Here is an 18,390-nt window from a genome sequence, read left to right on the forward strand (position 1 = left end):
CCAAATATAAAAAGCTATAAAAACAATAGGTTAATTATTTTTTAAATCGTAGCGTATAAAACAAATTACATTTTGGTAATTTTTATTACCTTAATGTAATTTGAGTAAAAGAGTTTGATAGCTATGATTTATTTATATATAAAACAGTTTTCCAATCAAAGCCGTTTCTAAGACTCCCATTTTCCCACGCCTCAAACATTTGAAATAGTTGGTTACTAACATCTTTAAAATTAAAATAATGTTTATTCCGCGATAAATCATGGTTCCAATAGCCAACACCTTGGTCAAAACCAATACAATATTCGTTACCATTTTTGAACTTGAGAGTAAGCTCTCTTCGGTGTGAAATATCAGCTTTGTTCTCATGCAAATCAATAAAACAAGGTAACTTAATACCTTCCTTAAACCACAAGTTAATTACCTCAACCATATCTGATGAAATATTCCAGTCATGATTTATAAAGCGTCCAGTTCCCGGCTTAGATGAGAATAATGTCTGTAGTTCAAATGAAGTTTTAGAATTAAAAGGCAACCCTCTAATAATTTCTCCTAACATAATCATGTACCAAGGTGATTGAAGGTATCTATCTGTATAAGCAACCTCTATTAACTCACCATCTTTAAATTCATTTGCTAACGGCTCATATTCTTTACAAATGAATGCCCAAAACCTGTCACCAAACGATTTTATTTCACCATTAAGCTCAGTGCTAAACTCAACTCTTGCACCGTCAGATAGGTTAACAATCCACTGGGATGTATCTATTTCACTAAATTTAAAATCTTGCGATAAGCTAGATTTAACTAACATGTCCTCACTATTACTTTCTAACCAACGTCCATTGGGTGACAACATTTCTGCGCTTTGACTAGCAATTGAAACTGATTTATTAGCAGACTCAACCAGAGCGACCATATTGCCATTTGTTAACTCTTTATTTGGTTTTAGTAATTTTATACCCAGTTCTTTATATCTAAGTAGGCTACGTTTTTCTATTTCTCCCAATTGTAGATTTGGCAGAACAAAGGACAACTCAACTCCATTAATTTGGATCATTTGGTAAATGAACATGTGGACTTGCCTAGCGTCAAGATCCCACTCATTAGTTTCTTCTGACAACCAAACCTTAATCGAATTCGCACCTTTATTTATTTGGTGTGAAATAAATTCTTTTATCGATTCATGACAATATTTGGATTCCGTTAAATACTCAAACTCAGTGGGCAGTGATATAAACTTTATAAAGTCATTACCTAACCATTCAGTTGCAGCTTTTCTGTCTAAATGATTGGCATCATGTCTTGTATTTGAATCTAATAAGCATGAAGAACAAGCTTCATCACAACTTGATAAACAAGCTAAATTTGAGTGCATATCAACCAATAGTTTACCGATGAAACGGGCTGCACTAGTAGCAAACCCAGCACCACCACTTATTGCATCATAAAGTTGTATGACCATCGCAGGTAAATTTGAATTCAGATCTCTAGAAGGTCTAACTGCATAACCAATTTCAGATGTAGAGATACCTAATTTATGAGCTAATGCGTTTCTTAATGAAACAGCTAAAGTTAACGCAACTGTTTCTCCTTCATCAGATACATCGATATACTGACCTGTAATCGGATGCTTTAATGTCAATTCAAATGCATCTGTCAAGCTTGTGCACCCAATGTGAATATCAGAATGTACAGTGGCGCTACCATCACATGCTGGCTGATAGCCATCAGAATCTTTAGATTTAGGGGTCGATGTTATTGGTCTATGTTCCGAAGTAGGTGATAACCCTGTTGGGAACTTACTATCTATTGTCATCGACTCTGCTTTACCGCATGATAAACAAACTGCGAAGCCCGTTCCATTCTCTCCTGATGAGTGTTGAAATAAAGTTGCATTACTACCATAACTCATGAATCCAGTAGCAGGGTTTGGAAGCGGGAATTTTTCACCGTTTAGTGATAGCCAGCCTGGTTGAACTGGAATATAGTTCTGTCTAGTAATATCATTACCAGGAGAGTCAAAAAAGTCAGTAACAAAGCCTGTTGGTTCAATTGTTTTTTTAATTAAAGATGAATGTATATTGCGACTGCAACTAGAACACTTAAGTTCGTCCGAGGTAGAACTAGACCTATCAATACCCGTTTGACCACAGTATCTACACAGCCATGCCACATCAAACTTTTGTGCCTCTCTAGCACCACTACCTAGTTTTTGCCAATTAAGTGAAATTCCAGCAGAGCGAAATACTCGTCCATCAATAACTAGTTGTGCCCCAGGAGCATACTCTCTAATTGCCACAGCCAAATTCCGGCTAGGCATATCCCTTAATTGAGAAATATTATCTTCACGAAACTTAGCTTTAGATTTTATCCCTTCTTTTTCACGTCTAAAATCAACTATATTAGAGTTGTTCAAAGTAACCACATCTGTTGGGAACCCATAGCCAGGTAAGAAGGCTTTTCCTGCTAATTCTTTTAAAAGATACTCTTTTCTATGTCTGGCCAACTCAAGAGAAATTCTATACTCAAATGGAGAGTCTTTTGTCGCACTTGTTAGTGCTGAACTTAGATTGTTCAGTTGAGATAACCATAAAGCCTGTAGCTTTTCTATTGCTTTTTTAGATGAGTTGATGATACTTCGAACTTCATTCCCAGCTAAAGCCGTGCCTCTCACTAAGCTTTTTACAGCTTCTTCAATTGGATCTGAGGCCGAGTCCATCCAAGCTTTGAATTTGTCACAGGTAGATACAACACCATCTTCAGATTCGAAGAACCACTGCAAATTTAAAGATGTTTTTTCTTTATCAGTATTACCAATAACATCCCTTAAATATACTGATAACAACAGAGAATTTACATGGCGTGAAACCAATCTAGATGAATCTAATGAGATTTGAGGTGCGGGTATTTTCGTGACAAATGGCCAGGCTGTATCATTGAATACCTCGCTATCATGAGGGTTACTTTTACATAATGTGTATGCTATTGCTCTTGACTCATTACTTCGCCCTGCACGCCCAGCTCTTTGCAAATAATTAGCCGGATGAGGAGGCACGTTATTCATTACGACAGCAGAAATACCGCCAATATCAACACCCATCTCCATTGTTGTTGAACAGTTGAGAACGTTTACTTTTCCTAGTTTGAAATCGTCCTCGTAAATTTTTAGCCGATCAGCTGACTGTTGAGCTGAATGTTCAGCTGTACGATAATAAAAGCCACCCTCTAACACCCTGTCATTTATATCAGTCCAGAGGTTAAGTTCTCTCATTTCTTTTATTTCAGAATTATTTTTAATGAATTCACGAACTCTTGATAAATCAGTTTGAAAATCTCCTGTTTCTTCAAATGCATCCCACAACTGAGGTAACTTAATAGGTTTACAGGAATATGATTTTGGATCAAAACTCTTAAGGTGAGTGGGTAAATAAGGGGTTAACCCGGTAAATGTTGTATCTAAAACTTTATTTGTTGATGGACATAAAAATCCATCACACATAAGGCTAAAAGATATGTTTCTTCTATCTAAATAAAATTTACCGTTATCATTACTCAATAAATTATATTTTGGGTTAGTTAAATGACTCCATGCCTTGGCTAACCAGTCATTAATTAATTGTATATCCGTTTCGTTATCTAATTTTAGACTTCCTCCTAAAGCTAGTAACTTCCCTAAACGATTAGCAACGTTTTTCTTTATAGAAGGCCATTTTTTTACTCTGTTTTCATTACTATCATCACTTGTTGGACTAATAAGAGTTTTGGCTGCAAACTTAAAGCCAATCCATTGTCTCCAATCATCATCAAGCTTAAAGTAGCTGTTATCTCTTACATAAAAATCTAAACAAATTTTTAAAAAATCTTTCCAGTCTTGTAAGGTTAATTGCTTACTGGACCAATTATCCGGTAAGTCCGTTATTTTACCTAAATTATCATATGTGAGTTTAACCAATCCTTGAGTCTCTAGGTTATGGTAAACCTTAGGCCTTCTAATAAACTCCCGAGTAAGCAGCATATCCGCTACTTTACGTTTTCCCGTATCAGTACCAAATATTTCTTGGTTTGCATATTTGTTATAATGGAGAATGTTGGTATTAATATCTTCTTTAAGCATTAATTCTGTAAGCATTTCTTCCCAAGAAATATTTACAAACTTAAGAGTAGAGCTTCCACTTAATTTAGCATTAATCTCTTCATCAATTTCAGCAGCTTTTGCTGGCATTATAGCCCTTAACTGATCTGCTAGCTTCTTCAGCTCTTCAATATTTGTGTCATCATCAAGACGTTCCTGTTGAGGGGATAGTAATTGTTTCTTTTTAATGATTTCAAAAACTAACCCTCTTAGTTTACTTTTTTCAGCTTCCTGCTGCATTTTTACCGCCATCCGTGCCGTACCTTGACGGCTATCAGTAAAGGTGATTAACTTTCTACCTCTTCCTGGCAGGCTATTGGGTCCTAATCCATCAACAACTTCTGCATCTGGGCAGAACTCTAATAATGTTGGTACAACGTTAGCTACATAGAATGGAGAGCCAAGCATTGCTCTTCTTATTGGTTTATTTCCTGAATAGCCTTTATATGAACAATTTCCACATTCATTTTCATAGTCTTGATATAGATATAACGTAATATCTTCCTCTAAGCCTCCAATAAGCCCAGATGTTTTATTAATACCAACACTTATAAAATTCCCTTCCCTATCTGGAGAAGCTAATAATGTAATTGGTGAAATATAATGCTTTTTATTTGAAGATCTAGAAGTCAATTCTTCAGGATCTTCATCTACGTCTACTAACAATGAAAATTCATCAGATACATTTGTTTCTCGTTGAGCAATTGCATGGTTTTTCTCAACAGCAAGCAAGTGAGGTTCATTGCAGTCATTACAAAAACCGACTTCACAAACTAGAGCAGTACAGTCACACCGACTTCTCTGTGCAACATACACATTACCAAAAGGCCAGTGATCTTTTAATACGGTACTGTCTTTTGTTGGACAGTTTGGATCTATACAACTCCATAGACCATTTAGCATTCGTTGAAAGAAATGCGCTCTTACTTTCAGAAATGCTTGAGAGCTTTTATCTGACTTAGTCCCTGTTAATAAGTCTACCCACTTAAGAACTAGCTCTTGATTAAAATCATCATGTGGAAATCGCCCTTGAAGAAACTCGACTAAATCCGTTAACTTAATAGGTTTGTCACTTTGAACAAATTTATCTCGAATTGTCTTTGCAACTTCTGATTGGCATAAAGCTTCAAACCTTTTAGTTGAAACATCAGGATCAAAGTCCTTTGCTTTATCTGGTTTATTCGCTTCAATAGCTGATATTTGCGCTAAGGAAAGAGTATTCTTAATATTAAAGCTCACCTTTGGTATTGCTCTCTTACCACCAATGACCACGACTTGGTTTGGTGATACTCCTGCAAGCTCAGCTAAAAAATTTTGTAGCTGTGCTTCAGCATCTTCATCAGCAATTGTTGCCGACGTTGCGACAAACCTTACATTCTTAGCCTCTACACCAAAAGCTTGCAGCACTCGCCTTAATTGCATTGAGAGTTCCGCTGCTTGTGAGCCAACATAAGTATGTGCTTCATCAAGAATAATCCAGCGCAATGACTGCTCTGTTTTAGATTTATTGATAATTGGTGCATCAACATTACGCACCAACATATATTCCAACATAGTTCCATTTGTAACAAGTATTGGCGCAGGCTCTCTACGCATTAACTCTCGTGAAAGTATTTCATTGGGTACTTGAGATTGCTTTGCTCGTACCTTAATCTCACTATTTTCAGTATTTCCGTTATACAAACAAAAACGTATATCACCACCAAAGTCTTCTGTCCACGCATGTAAACGTTCGCGTTGTGAATTTATTAATGCATTTAGCGGGTATAAAAAAATGGCTCTGATCCCCGACAGTTTCTCTTGTTTTCTTTGTTGCTCACGGTAAAGATCTTCAAGAACTGGCACCATAAAACACTCTGTTTTACCTGAACCCGTACCACTCGTAACAACGACTGATTTAACATCGTCACCTAATAACGTTTCCCAACTAGCTAATTGGTGCGTATAAGGATGATACTCTGACTTAAACTGGTACTTATTCTCGACTACTTTGCCCTTATTATTTGTAACTTTTGCTTTATCGAGAGATGACATTACTTTAGAAGATAAGAGCTTATCATCGACTAAATCTTTCATTTTTGGCTCAGCTTGTGTCCAACCAAAAGTATGCTCAAATAATGGGGAGGCTAAAAACGATCCCTCATCTCCGCATTTACCCTGCATTTGTACTTGCAGGTGCTCTCTTAATTTAGGGTTCGTGATCCCCAAAACACTTAAAGTTGATTCTTTCGCTCTGCTTAATGACTGCTCTACTAATGCTGAAAAATAATTCATTGATAATTCCTTTTATACTTTTTGAGTAAAGTAACTCACAAAATAACTATACATAGATGAAAACCAGACGGGTTCAAAGTCTCTTAATTGCTTAAAAGCAAAGGTGATTGCTGAGTCGGTTGAAAATACCTGTTCAAAATTAACCTTTTTAGTTGCTATTGCAGCAGCTATCACCGGATAGTAAACAACCGATGTTTGTCTAAAATGTAAAGGGCCTACAATAGCTCTTGCCTCAGTTAATAAACGCATAGCTTCTTCAATTAATTTTTGCTGTGAATTTGGCCAATCTGATTCAGCATGATCCCTAACTAACTCTTGTAACCAGGTTTCATTTAAGACTTGCTTTTCAAGCGGTAATGGTAACCTTGGTGCCAATTTTTTCCCTTTTAAGTGTTCAATAATTTCTACAGGATAAGTTGGCAACGAATTACTCAAACGATCAAACATTGAATTAACTTGTTCGAGAATAAAGTCAGCAGGAATATTTATTTTTTCTAAAGAGCTAATGAAATCATTTTTGGCACTATGCCAATAGTCCAAAGGAATTAATTCCCAAAGAACCGGAAATTCAGTGTCTAAACGACGAATAAATTCCTCATCCATTTCAAACTTGAATAAAATGCTAGTTAATGCTCTAAGGTTCTTTGTTAATGCTTTAAAAACCTCAAAAGTTGATAAAGGTAAATAACCAAAGTTATCCCATAAACTTCTCATATAAAGCCAACTGGAGTGGTAATAATCATTAGCCATTACCTCCATCATGTCGGCAATAGCCAAGGGGTTAAATTTAGGATGAAAGGCTCTAACAGCTGATTGCATGCTAGATGAAGATTTAATATTTGCTATTTCGAGTGCATCTTCAAAATAAAATACAGGTCTAAAGTCAATATCAGGCCTATTTTCAGGAATAATTAGCCAAGGTCCCCCTTTAGTCATTTCTTTAGCAACTTCAAACCTATCCAATTCAATACTACCGAGCATTCTTCGAGGTAAACTTACAGGTTTACATTCAGGTTCTGCTATTTTCATTGCTAGCAGGTTATGGCTCACTTCCCCTGAAGAATCACCTGATTCAAATGAGTACAGTTTATCAACAGGATCAAACTTCACTTCTGATGCAAAGCGTCTTACAGTAAATTGTTTTCTATATCCGCGACATTTGATATTTATAGCAACTTCAGCATCCAACTTGTCACATAAAGACAGCAATGAAACAATTTTTTCTTTAAAGCTGTATAGACTAAGAACCTTAGGTTTATTACTTACAGAAATAGATGAAAATATAGTGGGAGAGTTCCTAATAATAGGCTTTAAGGCAAACTCCAACTCAAATTTTTCGTCATAATCCTGATTAGAAAATAAATAGATTTCAGAACCAAGTAATTGGTGAACGGTAAGCTGTTCTGATAATTCATTCCCATCTTTGTCAAAACCATAAATACCTTCGGCAGGATAAGGCAAAGTAATTTCAATTGGATCACAAAGTAAATTTGCACTTATTTGCATGGTTACTTTTGCAGGAGGCAAAGAATTCGGCGTTATAGTAAAGTGCCTAGTGTTACTATTTTTTGATTGAACTATTTTAGCTTCAGAGGCAATTAGTGAAACAACTATTGGTTGAGCTGTAGTCACATTGATTACTGCATTTTCATTTTCACTGTTGAAGGAAATAGACAAATCCTGGGGAAGAACCGCTATTTTTCGCTTAATTAAAGTATCGCCGTCATTATTTTTTACACTAAATACATGTTGTCCATATTTCTCATATTCTTTAATAGTATTAACTGGTTTATTATCTAATAATCTCGTCAACCCAAAGTTAACATCTGCATGATCATTTACCGACTTGATTTCAGGGACACCCTTATATACTTGAGCGGGTCTGGTTTCCCATTGAACTTCATCACCAACTATAGCCAGCATTCCACTAGTATTCGATGTAGAGTTTGTACGTAAACGGTATCGGCTTTCTGAACAATAAAATCGAATATCACCTGAAACTTTATACCAACTTAATTTATAGCCATAGGCTTCAATATCTTTATCTTTTAACGCAAAGCCACTAAGGTTTTCGACTTCATAAGATGACGGTACTAAAACATAAATTTCTTTGTGCTTTGTAGTAAAACTTGCCTGACCAATACAAGTATATTTATTTTCATCTTCATCAAAAACAAAACCAATAGGAGCCTCCCCTAATCCAATTGAAGAGTTTTCAATATTAAGCTGCTCAACATTAACCCCTAGTTCAGATAATTCAATAAACAAAGAGCTATCAATATTGGTTCTAGAAAAACAAACACCTTTCTTTCTTGGCTTTATGACTGTGCGATTAGTTTCGAACTGTGCGAACACGCTTCCAAAGTCAGCTCTCCTTTTAGCACCTTCATTTAATCCCAAGTCAAGCTTGCTTGAATTAACGTCTGATTTTTTAAAGTTAAAGTTTAGTGATTTAGGTAAGGATACTTCAGAGCTAAACAGTAAATTATTTAAATCAAAAAAGTGCTTACAAGATAGTTTCGAATGCTGCTTTTTAATTGAAGAACTTGCTGAGGACGCACCTATCAACCAATTGTCTAATAGGCCTTTTCCTGTATTTACATCTAATGGGATGGGAAATTGACTACGCCAGTTAGGTAAAATTTGGTCAAGCTGTGTTGATGGTAAATCATCTTGATTATTTGCATCGACTTTATCGGCCAGCGTCATTAAATTTCGAACGATTTTAGCGATTAGCTCTACTGATTCATCTTCAGTAAAAACGCTAGGAAAATGTTCTAAATAACCACTTATCAATTGCTTTAATGGAATGCCAATTAAATCAACTTTATAATAGTTACGTAAAATCTTTCTAATCAAATCAGAAAATTTATTCTCTTTTGCACTTATTAGTTGAAACGGTAACCCACCCTCTATAAATACAGAGCCTAAAAAGTTACGCCTTTCAGATTCATAGCTTCGAATAGGTCGTTTCCAAAAACCCTTTAACCCCAAAGTTATAACATCAGCCCTTTGAGAAGCTGTTAACTCAAAACCTAAAGACTGCCAGGCTGAATACCATTCCCATTTAAGTGAATCACAATCTCGCCTGTACCATTCAGAGCAACATAATACAAAGCAAGCGGTCCAATCTTTGTGTTTGCGAGAGCTTATGCTTGTCTTTGGATAAAACCTTGACACAACCGTTTTTAGCTCTTGATACTCTTCATACCTCATCTGATAAGTAAACAAAGGCCCGCCAGTTACTGACTCCAAATTACGAGAAGAAAGAAACTGAGAAAGCCATTGAGATGGAGTTAAAAAATTATTTTGCACAGGGGATTCCCTCATCAATTGATGCATTAGCTGTATATAGAGCTAGGGGTAATAGAATGATTGGCTCGTTTGATATTTTTATTATCCGAGCAGAGCTATAAATTGAGGGGTAACGCTGGGGTATTATCACTGCAATTCCTTTTTACTGCTTCCCGACCTTGGGATAGTTATATACTACTAGCGTTAATCTACCATTCATTTTACTCAAATCAAGTGGTTAAGTAATTATTTAGATAAATCACTTATATTAGCGACCAGTTAAGAGCAAAATTTGCTCTTAACTGGTTTTTGTTTATTACTCTAAAGTAGCTATTTCATCCAACATTGGCATACCACCATGCGAGAGGCCCTGCAGCTCACCACAAATCGACATCATTTGCGCTGTGATACCTGTTATCTGCCCTTCACGCTTTTTCCAAATTCTTTGCACTGCGCTTTTTTCTTTATCAAGTTCAATCTTCATTTGTTCTTGATGATCTACAACCGCTTTTAAACGATGAACAAATTGCGTGCTACAAATATAATCATATATAGCCTCTACTTGTTCACTTTTGCCCGAACTCACCGTTTTTTGGCGCTGTGATTCTAATAGAACTATTCTAAGCGCCTCACTAAGCCCTTTTGCTAAAGCAGGTTTAACTAACCAAACTCCATCAACCATTAACATAGGTTCATTTGTATTTGCAGGAAATACGGTTGTTACTAGCACTCCAATATCACCAGCAGCATTTTGTACATCTGTTTTAAGTTTGCTGACCCAGGCATTTGACCAATTTTCAGCTCGCTTTGTCTCCCACACTATTTTGCCGCATACAGTACCTGAGCGCATGCAAACTGTTTGTATGACATCTGCGCCTTTAGCACCTTTTTTTACGGGTTCAATAAAATCAAGCGGATATAACTGTGCTAGTGTAGTCTCAAGCTCAAGCTCTAAAACTTCCCCCTGTAGCTGTTGTGATCCTTGCTCTAGCTTGCGCTTAAGGTCGTTATTAGCTTTGGAAGCATCATCAATTTTTTTACGGTACTCAGCTTCTTTCAATTTGAACTCATTTGCAGCATCATCTCGAAGTAACTGCTTTTGCTCTTCAACTTTACGTGCTAATTCAAGCTCAAAGTTTTTTTGTTTATCTTCAAGCTCTGTTTTGGCCTTTCTGAGTTTAAGTTCTTCATTTCTAAATTGATCTAATTGCTCATCTTTAGATTTTATTGATGCCTCAAGGCTTTGTTTTTCTAGCCTCACCTTTTCAAGCACGCGCTGCTCTGCTTTAACTTTTTCAGACTCAATCTTTGTTTTGAGTGCTTCTTCGCTTTGCTTGCTGTCTTCTAGCTGTTCATTTAATTGAGCTAGTTGCTGCTGAAATACTTTTGACGCTGATTTCTCTGCATCTTTAGTGGCTTGGGCTTTAAGGGTAGTTAATTGCTGATTTAGGAGTTGCTCATACTCATTTTCATGTTGCTCAATTAAATGCTTTGCTATCGCATCTTGTACATCAAAGTCAGTATCACAATGAGGACAGGTTATTGAATCGTTTGCATTAAGAATTATTTTAGAAGTCATGGCTAAGCCTTGTAATAGTTAAACACATAGCTACTATTACAAGGTTGATGCCAAAATATAACCAATTGTTTAATAACAAATTATTGTTATTGCTAAACTAACAGATAGAAATTAAATTACCTTTGTGTAAATAAAGTTACTATTAAAATGTACATATAAAATAAGTTACTATTAAAATGTACATATAAAATAAGTTACTTATCGTGTTTGTCATATATTTGAGTTCTGCTTAGCATTAAAATTGCTTGGTAAAGAGCAATGTTAAACACTTTATACTCATCTTTATTCTCAGGGCCAATCTCACCACTGTAAATTGGAAGAGACTCCCTAAAATCAATCAAGTTAACCTCAACTTTTTTATCAACAATAACTTGAATATATTGACTTTTATTTACTTTGTTCACACTGTTAAAAAAGTCGACAGAGTCTGTATTACATAACATGGCTAGGTACTTAAATAGGTCAAATGAATGACAACCTTCAATAACCACATCATGGTTTAACAATGCATCAATAAAATTAGGGGTCAATTTGTTGAGTGGCTCAAGTGTAGCTTTATGACTAGCTAACAAGCTAATATACACATTTTTCAAGCGTATTAAATGCTGATATACATAGGCTGTCATTTTAACTGAGCTTTGGAAGGGCCTATTAAAAAAACCTGATATTTTGATTTCTTCTGTTAGCTCAATACCAGTATTTATTTCTAATACAAGTTCATACTCAGCATTTTGTTGCCTTACCTTTATTGCCTTTACATAGGGCTTTACAAAGTTAAAATTAAGCTCAATAAACTCTTCGGTTATATCAATTTCTATAAACTTATTGTGGTTATTAACAATCGAAGTAAGGTCTAACCTTTTAAAAAAATCACTATCAGAAACTGCATCAGCGAGTTCATCCTCTAACTCATCAATTTTGCTTTGTTGGGCTTCATACTTATCGGCAAGCTGGGTAATGAGTTCCTCTATACCTAGTTCTTTAATTAGTGATTTAGCATATGGTTTACCACGATTATCTATTAAATCAATAAGCCAGGGCTCATCACCTTGTATCAGCACATTAGAAATTATATTTCCAAATTCGCTTATTCTATTTAAGTTTGTATCTATTGGCTTGCTCTTATAATCCCAATACAGAGATCCTATATAACCACAATCATCACCGTCCACGTCATCAGCATAACCACCCAAAACTATTAATTGCTTAAGTTCATATATTAAATTTTGTTCAATTAATAATGTATTTAACATAGAGTTGTCTGAAAGAATGACATCAAAATCAACATTTATAAATCTTGCAAAGTTTTGATACTCAGCCTGAAGCAGGACAGCCAAAGGGCACAACGCAGAGTTAGTTACCGGATACCCGCAAAACTGTCTTACTTCAGGGTTTTCCATGATTGGGGTTCCGATTACTGCAAGGTTTATGTCAGGAAATAAAAGCAGAGCATTGAACACATACTCTAATCCATTAGCCATCGCGAGTGTTATTGGGTAATTTATATCATCGTACTCGCCAACGTATTGATGATTAATATTCGCACCTAGTAATAATAGTGTAATAGCGAGCTCTTCGTCATTATTTTCGATTGCGCTTAAAAGTAACTCTTCAATTTCATCGTATTGCTTAGCTAAATAACAGGCTTTTACAAAATCGCCCTCTTCAAGAGCCTTATAATAATCGGCTAAATGGTCTGCATCCTCATCAGCGCAATAGCTAAAACCATCTAATGGTTTTAATATTTTATTTTTATGGCTTTGTAATAAATTATTTTTATGAGCTTCAATTAAATTACATGTTTTATAATTATTCAACAGATCAAAATCTTGAATTATGACTCTTTGAATAGTTTCTTCTATTGGTTGCATCGACTACTCCACTTGCAACGTTAATATTAAATAATACCTATATTTAAACAGCTCAAATCTATTCTATTTTCACATTCAGCTTGTATATCAAAAGGCACAACCCAGAGTTTTAGCGCACCACCGTCATAATTAAAGCTATGCGGGAATGCACTGCTAAACACGTCTGTTTTAGGGTAAATCAGGACTAAATCACCTTCACCATTTAAGTAAGTATGACCATAGCCTAGCATTTGATAAAAATCAGCTTGAGAAAGCCCAAACTTGTCTTTTCGTTTAGAGTTTTTCTCATTTATTAATTTCCATTTTGTATCAAGCACAATGTCATTGCTTTTATCGGTATCACTTTTGCGTGAAATATATAAATCCGGTTTTAGTAAAAAATAAGGTGTATTGCCATAATCAACTAAAGACTTAGTACTCACCTGAGCAGATACCTCACCAAAACCTGTAATATGTTTTTTTAAATACTGAGCAACAAAGCTTTCAAACACCGCTTCCATAGGGAACAACAACGAAAATGCATTACTTTTACCCTGCAAGGTTAACGGAGAGAATCCATCAATAATTAGCTTTGTCCACGCCAGTGGGGCTTCGTAATACTTCATTCCCCTATCTAGCTTAACGCTAGCAAAGTCATTCTTAACATTATTACTTAGTGGTATGTCTGCAAAAGCAAATAACAGCTCTTGCAGTAATTTTTGGTTATTAGCACTGCGGCTATAGCCTTTCACCTTTACAAGTGCAGTGTGTATTAATCGATTAACCGGCCTATCTTGTAAATACTCTTCGTACTCAACATAAAACTTATGTTTATTAATAAAGTTATGCTTAACTTGCTTACCTACCAAAAGCTTACCTTTTAAAAAGGCAACGTTATCTTCTTTTAGTACATAGTCACTTTTAAGCCCGCGCTTTATTAAGGTATTTACAGAGGCTAAAAACTGGCTAATAAAAACCTCTAGTAAAGGTATTTTATTTTCAGCTAAATTAGCATTATTAGTTTGTAAGTGCCTAAACTGCTTAAGTGATTTAAGCATCATGAGTAATGACGCGCGCGAGGCGCTGTCATCACTATTTTTAGCTACTTTAGGTAATACTTCTATTTGGGTTCCATCGGGAGTAAAAATCACACCTGCATAGTTTTTAACTTGTAATACCTCACAGCTATCAACTTGCTTTAAGCGCATGAATCGACTTTCTGAGTCATCACATAAACATAACTTTCTTAAATAATTGTATGCGTCTCCAGAAATAGGTTTTATCTGGGGCGATGCTGGTACTTTGCCACTTTTATCATCACCATTAACCAAATACCCAAACTCAAAAACAGTAGTTTGCTTTTTTACTTCCGGCATTACTGAGCACTCGAAGATGGAACTTCATTTGCATCATCATTAGTGTTCGCAGGGCTTTTAAGCAATGTATCGTCATAAATAGCCTGATAAGCTATCGGGCTATTCCATACTGAATATTGAGCGTTAAAATCAGCTAAGGTGTATGTGGTTTTCGTGTCTTCGTAGGTTTCTAAACCATGATTTTTACCAAAAATTTTAGTATATTCTTCGTTTTTCGATTTCACAAAAATATATTGTTCTATTTCACTTTTTTCTTTTCGGTTGTCACCTAATACTAAGCGAATTTTATTCCAGTCTTCAAAAAAGTACTCTTCAAGTAGCGGGATGATTTTATTTTTGAACGTGTTTTTAAGTTCACTAAATGCATTGTTTTGTACATTGTCACCACCAACATTTAAAGCATCTAAAACAGGGATTAAAAAAGCATGCCCTAATGTATGCTCTCGGTCGTAAAGCACCTCAATACGCTTGTTCATTGTTTTAAGTAGCAGCTCAAGGTCAATACCTTTAACTTCTTTACCTTTAAACAATTCTGGCTGTGGCATCATTTCTATAAAATCAAAACGGCGGCGCAAAGCAGTATCCATCATCGCTAACGATCTATCAGCCGTATTCATAGTACCAATAATATAAAGGTTATCAGGGATTGAAAATGGGTTTCCTGAATGAGGTAAAGTTACTTTTAATGTTTCTAGATTATCTTTTCCGGCTCGCTTAGATGGCTCAATAAGCGTAATAAGTTCGCCAAATATTTTTGAAATATTACCCCGATTAATCTCATCAATAATTAAAACATAATTATCTTTAGTCTCTGGAACTGGTTTCTGGCCAAATGATATTTCATTTTTTTCCATAAGCTGAAAAAAATCAGCCTCTGTAAACCTATCAAGCTCGTAAACTGTTTTTTGAACTAGGTTGGTATTATCATTTAAAGAATGAATATCAAGGTCAAGATCTGTTTTCAACCATTCAACGGGTAGAGTATGGCGAAAGTCATTTCTATCTAAAATCCCTTGTTCTTTATATTCATAACCCCCCTTAACAACACCAACAGCCTGAATAGTCTTCGCGCTACTTATACATAACAGTAAGTCACCTTCATTAATTGCAGAACAAAACTGAGTGATAGTATTTTTATTTTGGCTAGTTAGCCCTTCAAAGTAAATATTCTCTTCAGGGGAACGCTCATCTTGTGCCATATCACCGGTATGCCCCCAACCAATTGCAGCCACATTATTTTTAAAACAATAGTTTTTAATCGTACTAGGTTTTACACCATCAATAGATATCTTCCAAATTCTCGGATTAGTATTCAGTTCGAGGCTTTTCTTAATATTTGTGTTAGTAGCATCATCACTGATTTTTTTAAATACACCTGATAGAACTTTATATTCTATTTGCTTTTCTTCATTTGTAAGAGCACGCAACCCCTCTACAAACTCTTCATAACCATAACTTTGGTGGAATGTTACAAAACGAATACGATCATCATCTACTAGAGATTTGTAGAGCTTTATAAGCTCTTCTCTTTGTGATTTTGCTGTACTCAATGCGGGGTTTCTTTTTAGCGCTTCGTATTTTTCAGGCTCAGCAGCTTTTACCGCGGCCTCAATTGTATGGTAAGTCTTACCTGTTCCTGGAGGGCCATATAGGATTTGATTTAAAGGAGATGCAGAGCTATCAAACTCACAGCTGTCATTTATGATCAGTTTTTCAGTAGTATCTTGCTCTGTGGTTTCTTCATCTTGAGAATAATTTATAGGGTTTCTCTGGTCCCCATCCATTTCACCAATTAATTGATTTTTTATTTTTTCTAAAAATGGTGATAGCTCTTCAATTGAGCTTGGTTCTATAACTTTTCTTTCTTTAAAAAAATGTCTATTAACAGATACTCTAACCGTATCTGCAAAAAAACTAACTGAAATACGCGGTTTTCCCTTGCCGCTTCCATCTTTTACACCAAACTTAAAGAAGCGTTTTTTTTCTTTGGCGTTGTGTGTTGTATAGCAATCACACAGTGGAAAATACTGACGAATCAAACCATAAACTTCAGTAAACAGTGCTTGTTGCTCGCTACTTCTAGAGTTTAAGAACTCAGCATTAATTTCACTCATATGAGTGGTTAAAAACTCTTCAAATTCCATTTTAATCCTTTAATTTTTTTGTACTGCACAATAATGCTAGCTTTAAAAGTTATAGCGATGCCTTTAATACATCGCTATTTATAGGGTTTTGCATTGCATAAATGCATTTAAACAATTAATTATAACGTTTCAAATTCTAAAATTTAATTGACTATCAAGTTCACATAAGTATTCAACAAAACACTTTTCTATTTTTATTAATTTTGCTATATCAAACTCTTTAGTATTGCCAGTGCCATATAATGCGTCATCCTCATCTTCAGGATCCACTCCATGTTCAGCCTCATCACATAATTGGTCAAAAAGTTCCCTTCTATTAATGTATGGTGATTCACTACAATGAGTTGCAACGGTACTAATTAGGTCTGGATGTGCCTCGTCAAACTTATCACGTTGTAAATTCTCTGGAAATTCAACTAAAGAGTCATAATAGTCTTCTAATTCGCAAGCTAACTGCTCTAACTCATTTGCATCAAAAATAAAATTTTTAGGCCCATTATCATAAGCTATATGTAACTCGTTATGATCTTCAAGCTCAGCTAACAAACTTTGCAAACATGAAACCATAACAGCTTGATCGACTAATGCTTGTGAATAATCAATTCCTATCTTTTCATAATCCGCTTTAATTTCTTGCTCAATTTCTTTTTTATTTATATTTAATTCATTTTCAATAAACGACATATCCATTTCCCTAATATATTTGTCTAATTCGCTAACTTGTAATTGGCTTGCTTTAAACTCACTCTTATGTCTGTCGAATTTAACCATGTCGGCAACAATGCCGACCTACAAATAGCGTGTTACTTCTTACTGGCTTTTGCTGCTTTTTTGGCGGCTTTTTCTAGCTTTTCGGCTTCAAGTCGCGCGGCTTTTATGCGCGCTAATAACTTATCGGCGGGTTCGTCGTTTGGGTCTTGTGGAACAAGTTCACCGCGAAAGGCTTTTGCTAATATCGATTGGGTTAAGTTATCAACACGCTGTTTAGCATTCGCGAGATTCTTTTCTAAGGTATCGGCTAAAGCGAAATATTGTTCGACGAGACGAACGATTTCGGTTTGTTCTTCTATTGAAGGCACAGGGCAAGGAGCAATTGAAAGACGCGATTTATTGATTATCGCAGCATTAACAACCGCGCTTGAGGTCTTATTTAACCAATCATGCAATGTTTTTGACCAATAAAACAAAAACATTTTATTCATTCCGTTTACTGGAATCATTGCGTTTATTTGCTGATTAAATGCAGCATCTTTATCAAGCAGACCAACTTTACCAATCGTACCAATACAAACGACTAAGACAGAGTTCTTTGGCAAAATAGGTGTCTTAGCAGCTCCAATAGTGGAAACATATCTACTGGGTGCGGTAACACAGCCTTCTTTTGTTATTTGTGAAGGGCTTATGAATGGTATATCACCGTCCCAATTAGTATCATCAGTAGTAGATGGTGTTTTCCCTGTAACCATTACAGATACAGAGTCTAAATTAGAAACTAACCAGTCTTTTGTAACACTCTTAATTATTGTTGTATCGTACTCATCTAAATATCCTTCCTGAGGACTTTTATATTTATTCTTCCATTTATCATTAGTAGGTAGTTTCCCTTTTCTTTGAAAACTTTTTAATTGTTCCTCTTCCCACTTTTCTTTTCGAGCATGTAATAAATTATTTAAAACTTCTGTCGGTTTTAATATTTCATTCACCATTCGCCATTGTTCGGTGAGTTTGCCGGAGACGGCGG

General features: G+C 35.5%; 8 protein-coding genes. All 8 read right to left on the reverse strand.

Annotation, left to right across the window (positions count from 1 at the left end):
• Positions 1–121: 121 nt before the first annotated feature.
• The gene (locus L652_RS0102005) at positions 122–6,406 is read right to left on the reverse strand and encodes a DEAD/DEAH box helicase (protein ID WP_024603234.1); all 6,285 of its coding nucleotides are present in this window, start codon (positions 6,404–6,406) and stop codon (positions 122–124) included.
• Positions 6,407–6,418: 12 nt separating this feature from the next.
• The gene (locus L652_RS0102010) at positions 6,419–9,721 is read right to left on the reverse strand and encodes an STY4851/ECs_5259 family protein (RefSeq protein ID WP_024597124.1); all 3,303 of its coding nucleotides are present in this window, start codon (positions 9,719–9,721) and stop codon (positions 6,419–6,421) included.
• Positions 9,722–10,016: 295 nt separating this feature from the next.
• Complete coding sequence (locus L652_RS0102020) at positions 10,017–11,279, reverse strand: DUF2130 domain-containing protein (RefSeq protein WP_024597125.1); 1,263 nt, start codon at positions 11,277–11,279, stop codon at positions 10,017–10,019.
• A 194-nt stretch (positions 11,280–11,473) separates the two neighbouring features.
• Positions 11,474–13,150 carry a hypothetical protein gene (locus L652_RS0102025; protein ID WP_024597126.1) on the reverse strand — a complete coding sequence of 559 codons (1,677 nt, stop codon included), beginning with the start codon at positions 13,148–13,150 and terminating at the stop codon, positions 11,474–11,476.
• Positions 13,151–13,176: 26 nt separating this feature from the next.
• Positions 13,177–14,505: an McrC family protein gene (locus L652_RS0102030; protein ID WP_024597127.1), complete on the reverse strand. Its 1,329-nt coding sequence runs from the start codon at positions 14,503–14,505 to the stop codon at positions 13,177–13,179.
• Positions 14,505–16,649 carry an AAA family ATPase gene (locus tag L652_RS0102035; protein WP_024597128.1) on the reverse strand — a complete coding sequence of 715 codons (2,145 nt, stop codon included), beginning with the start codon at positions 16,647–16,649 and terminating at the stop codon, positions 14,505–14,507. The genes L652_RS0102030 and L652_RS0102035 overlap by 1 nt, the downstream gene beginning before the upstream one ends.
• 129 nt (positions 16,650–16,778) lie before the next feature.
• Positions 16,779–17,333: a hypothetical protein gene (locus L652_RS0102040; protein ID WP_024603235.1), complete on the reverse strand. Its 555-nt coding sequence runs from the start codon at positions 17,331–17,333 to the stop codon at positions 16,779–16,781.
• Positions 17,334–17,452: 119 nt separating this feature from the next.
• On the reverse strand, positions 17,453–18,390 hold a 938-nt coding region (locus tag L652_RS1000000124710; protein ID WP_024603236.1), incomplete at its 5' end, for a restriction endonuclease subunit S.

This window comes from Pseudoalteromonas sp. TB25 (assembly GCF_000497995.1).
GTDB lineage: Bacteria > Pseudomonadota > Gammaproteobacteria > Enterobacterales > Alteromonadaceae > Pseudoalteromonas > Pseudoalteromonas distincta.

Bases quoted from the DNA above. Each gene is read 5' to 3' on its own strand.
- L652_RS0102025 (WP_024597126.1), bottom strand. From the start codon at position 13,150: ATGCAACCAATAGAAGAAACTATTCAAAGAGTCATAATTCAAGATTTT.
- L652_RS0102040 (WP_024603235.1), bottom strand. From the start codon at position 17,333: ATGTCGTTTATTGAAAATGAATTAAATATAAATAAAAAAGAAATTGAG.
- L652_RS0102030 (WP_024597127.1), bottom strand. From the start codon at position 14,505: ATGCCGGAAGTAAAAAAGCAAACTACTGTTTTTGAGTTTGGGTATTTG.
- L652_RS0102005 (WP_024603234.1), bottom strand. From the start codon at position 6,406: ATGAATTATTTTTCAGCATTAGTAGAGCAGTCATTAAGCAGAGCGAAA.
- L652_RS0102020 (WP_024597125.1), bottom strand. From the start codon at position 11,279: ATGACTTCTAAAATAATTCTTAATGCAAACGATTCAATAACCTGTCCT.
- L652_RS0102035 (WP_024597128.1), bottom strand. From the start codon at position 16,649: ATGGAATTTGAAGAGTTTTTAACCACTCATATGAGTGAAATTAATGCT.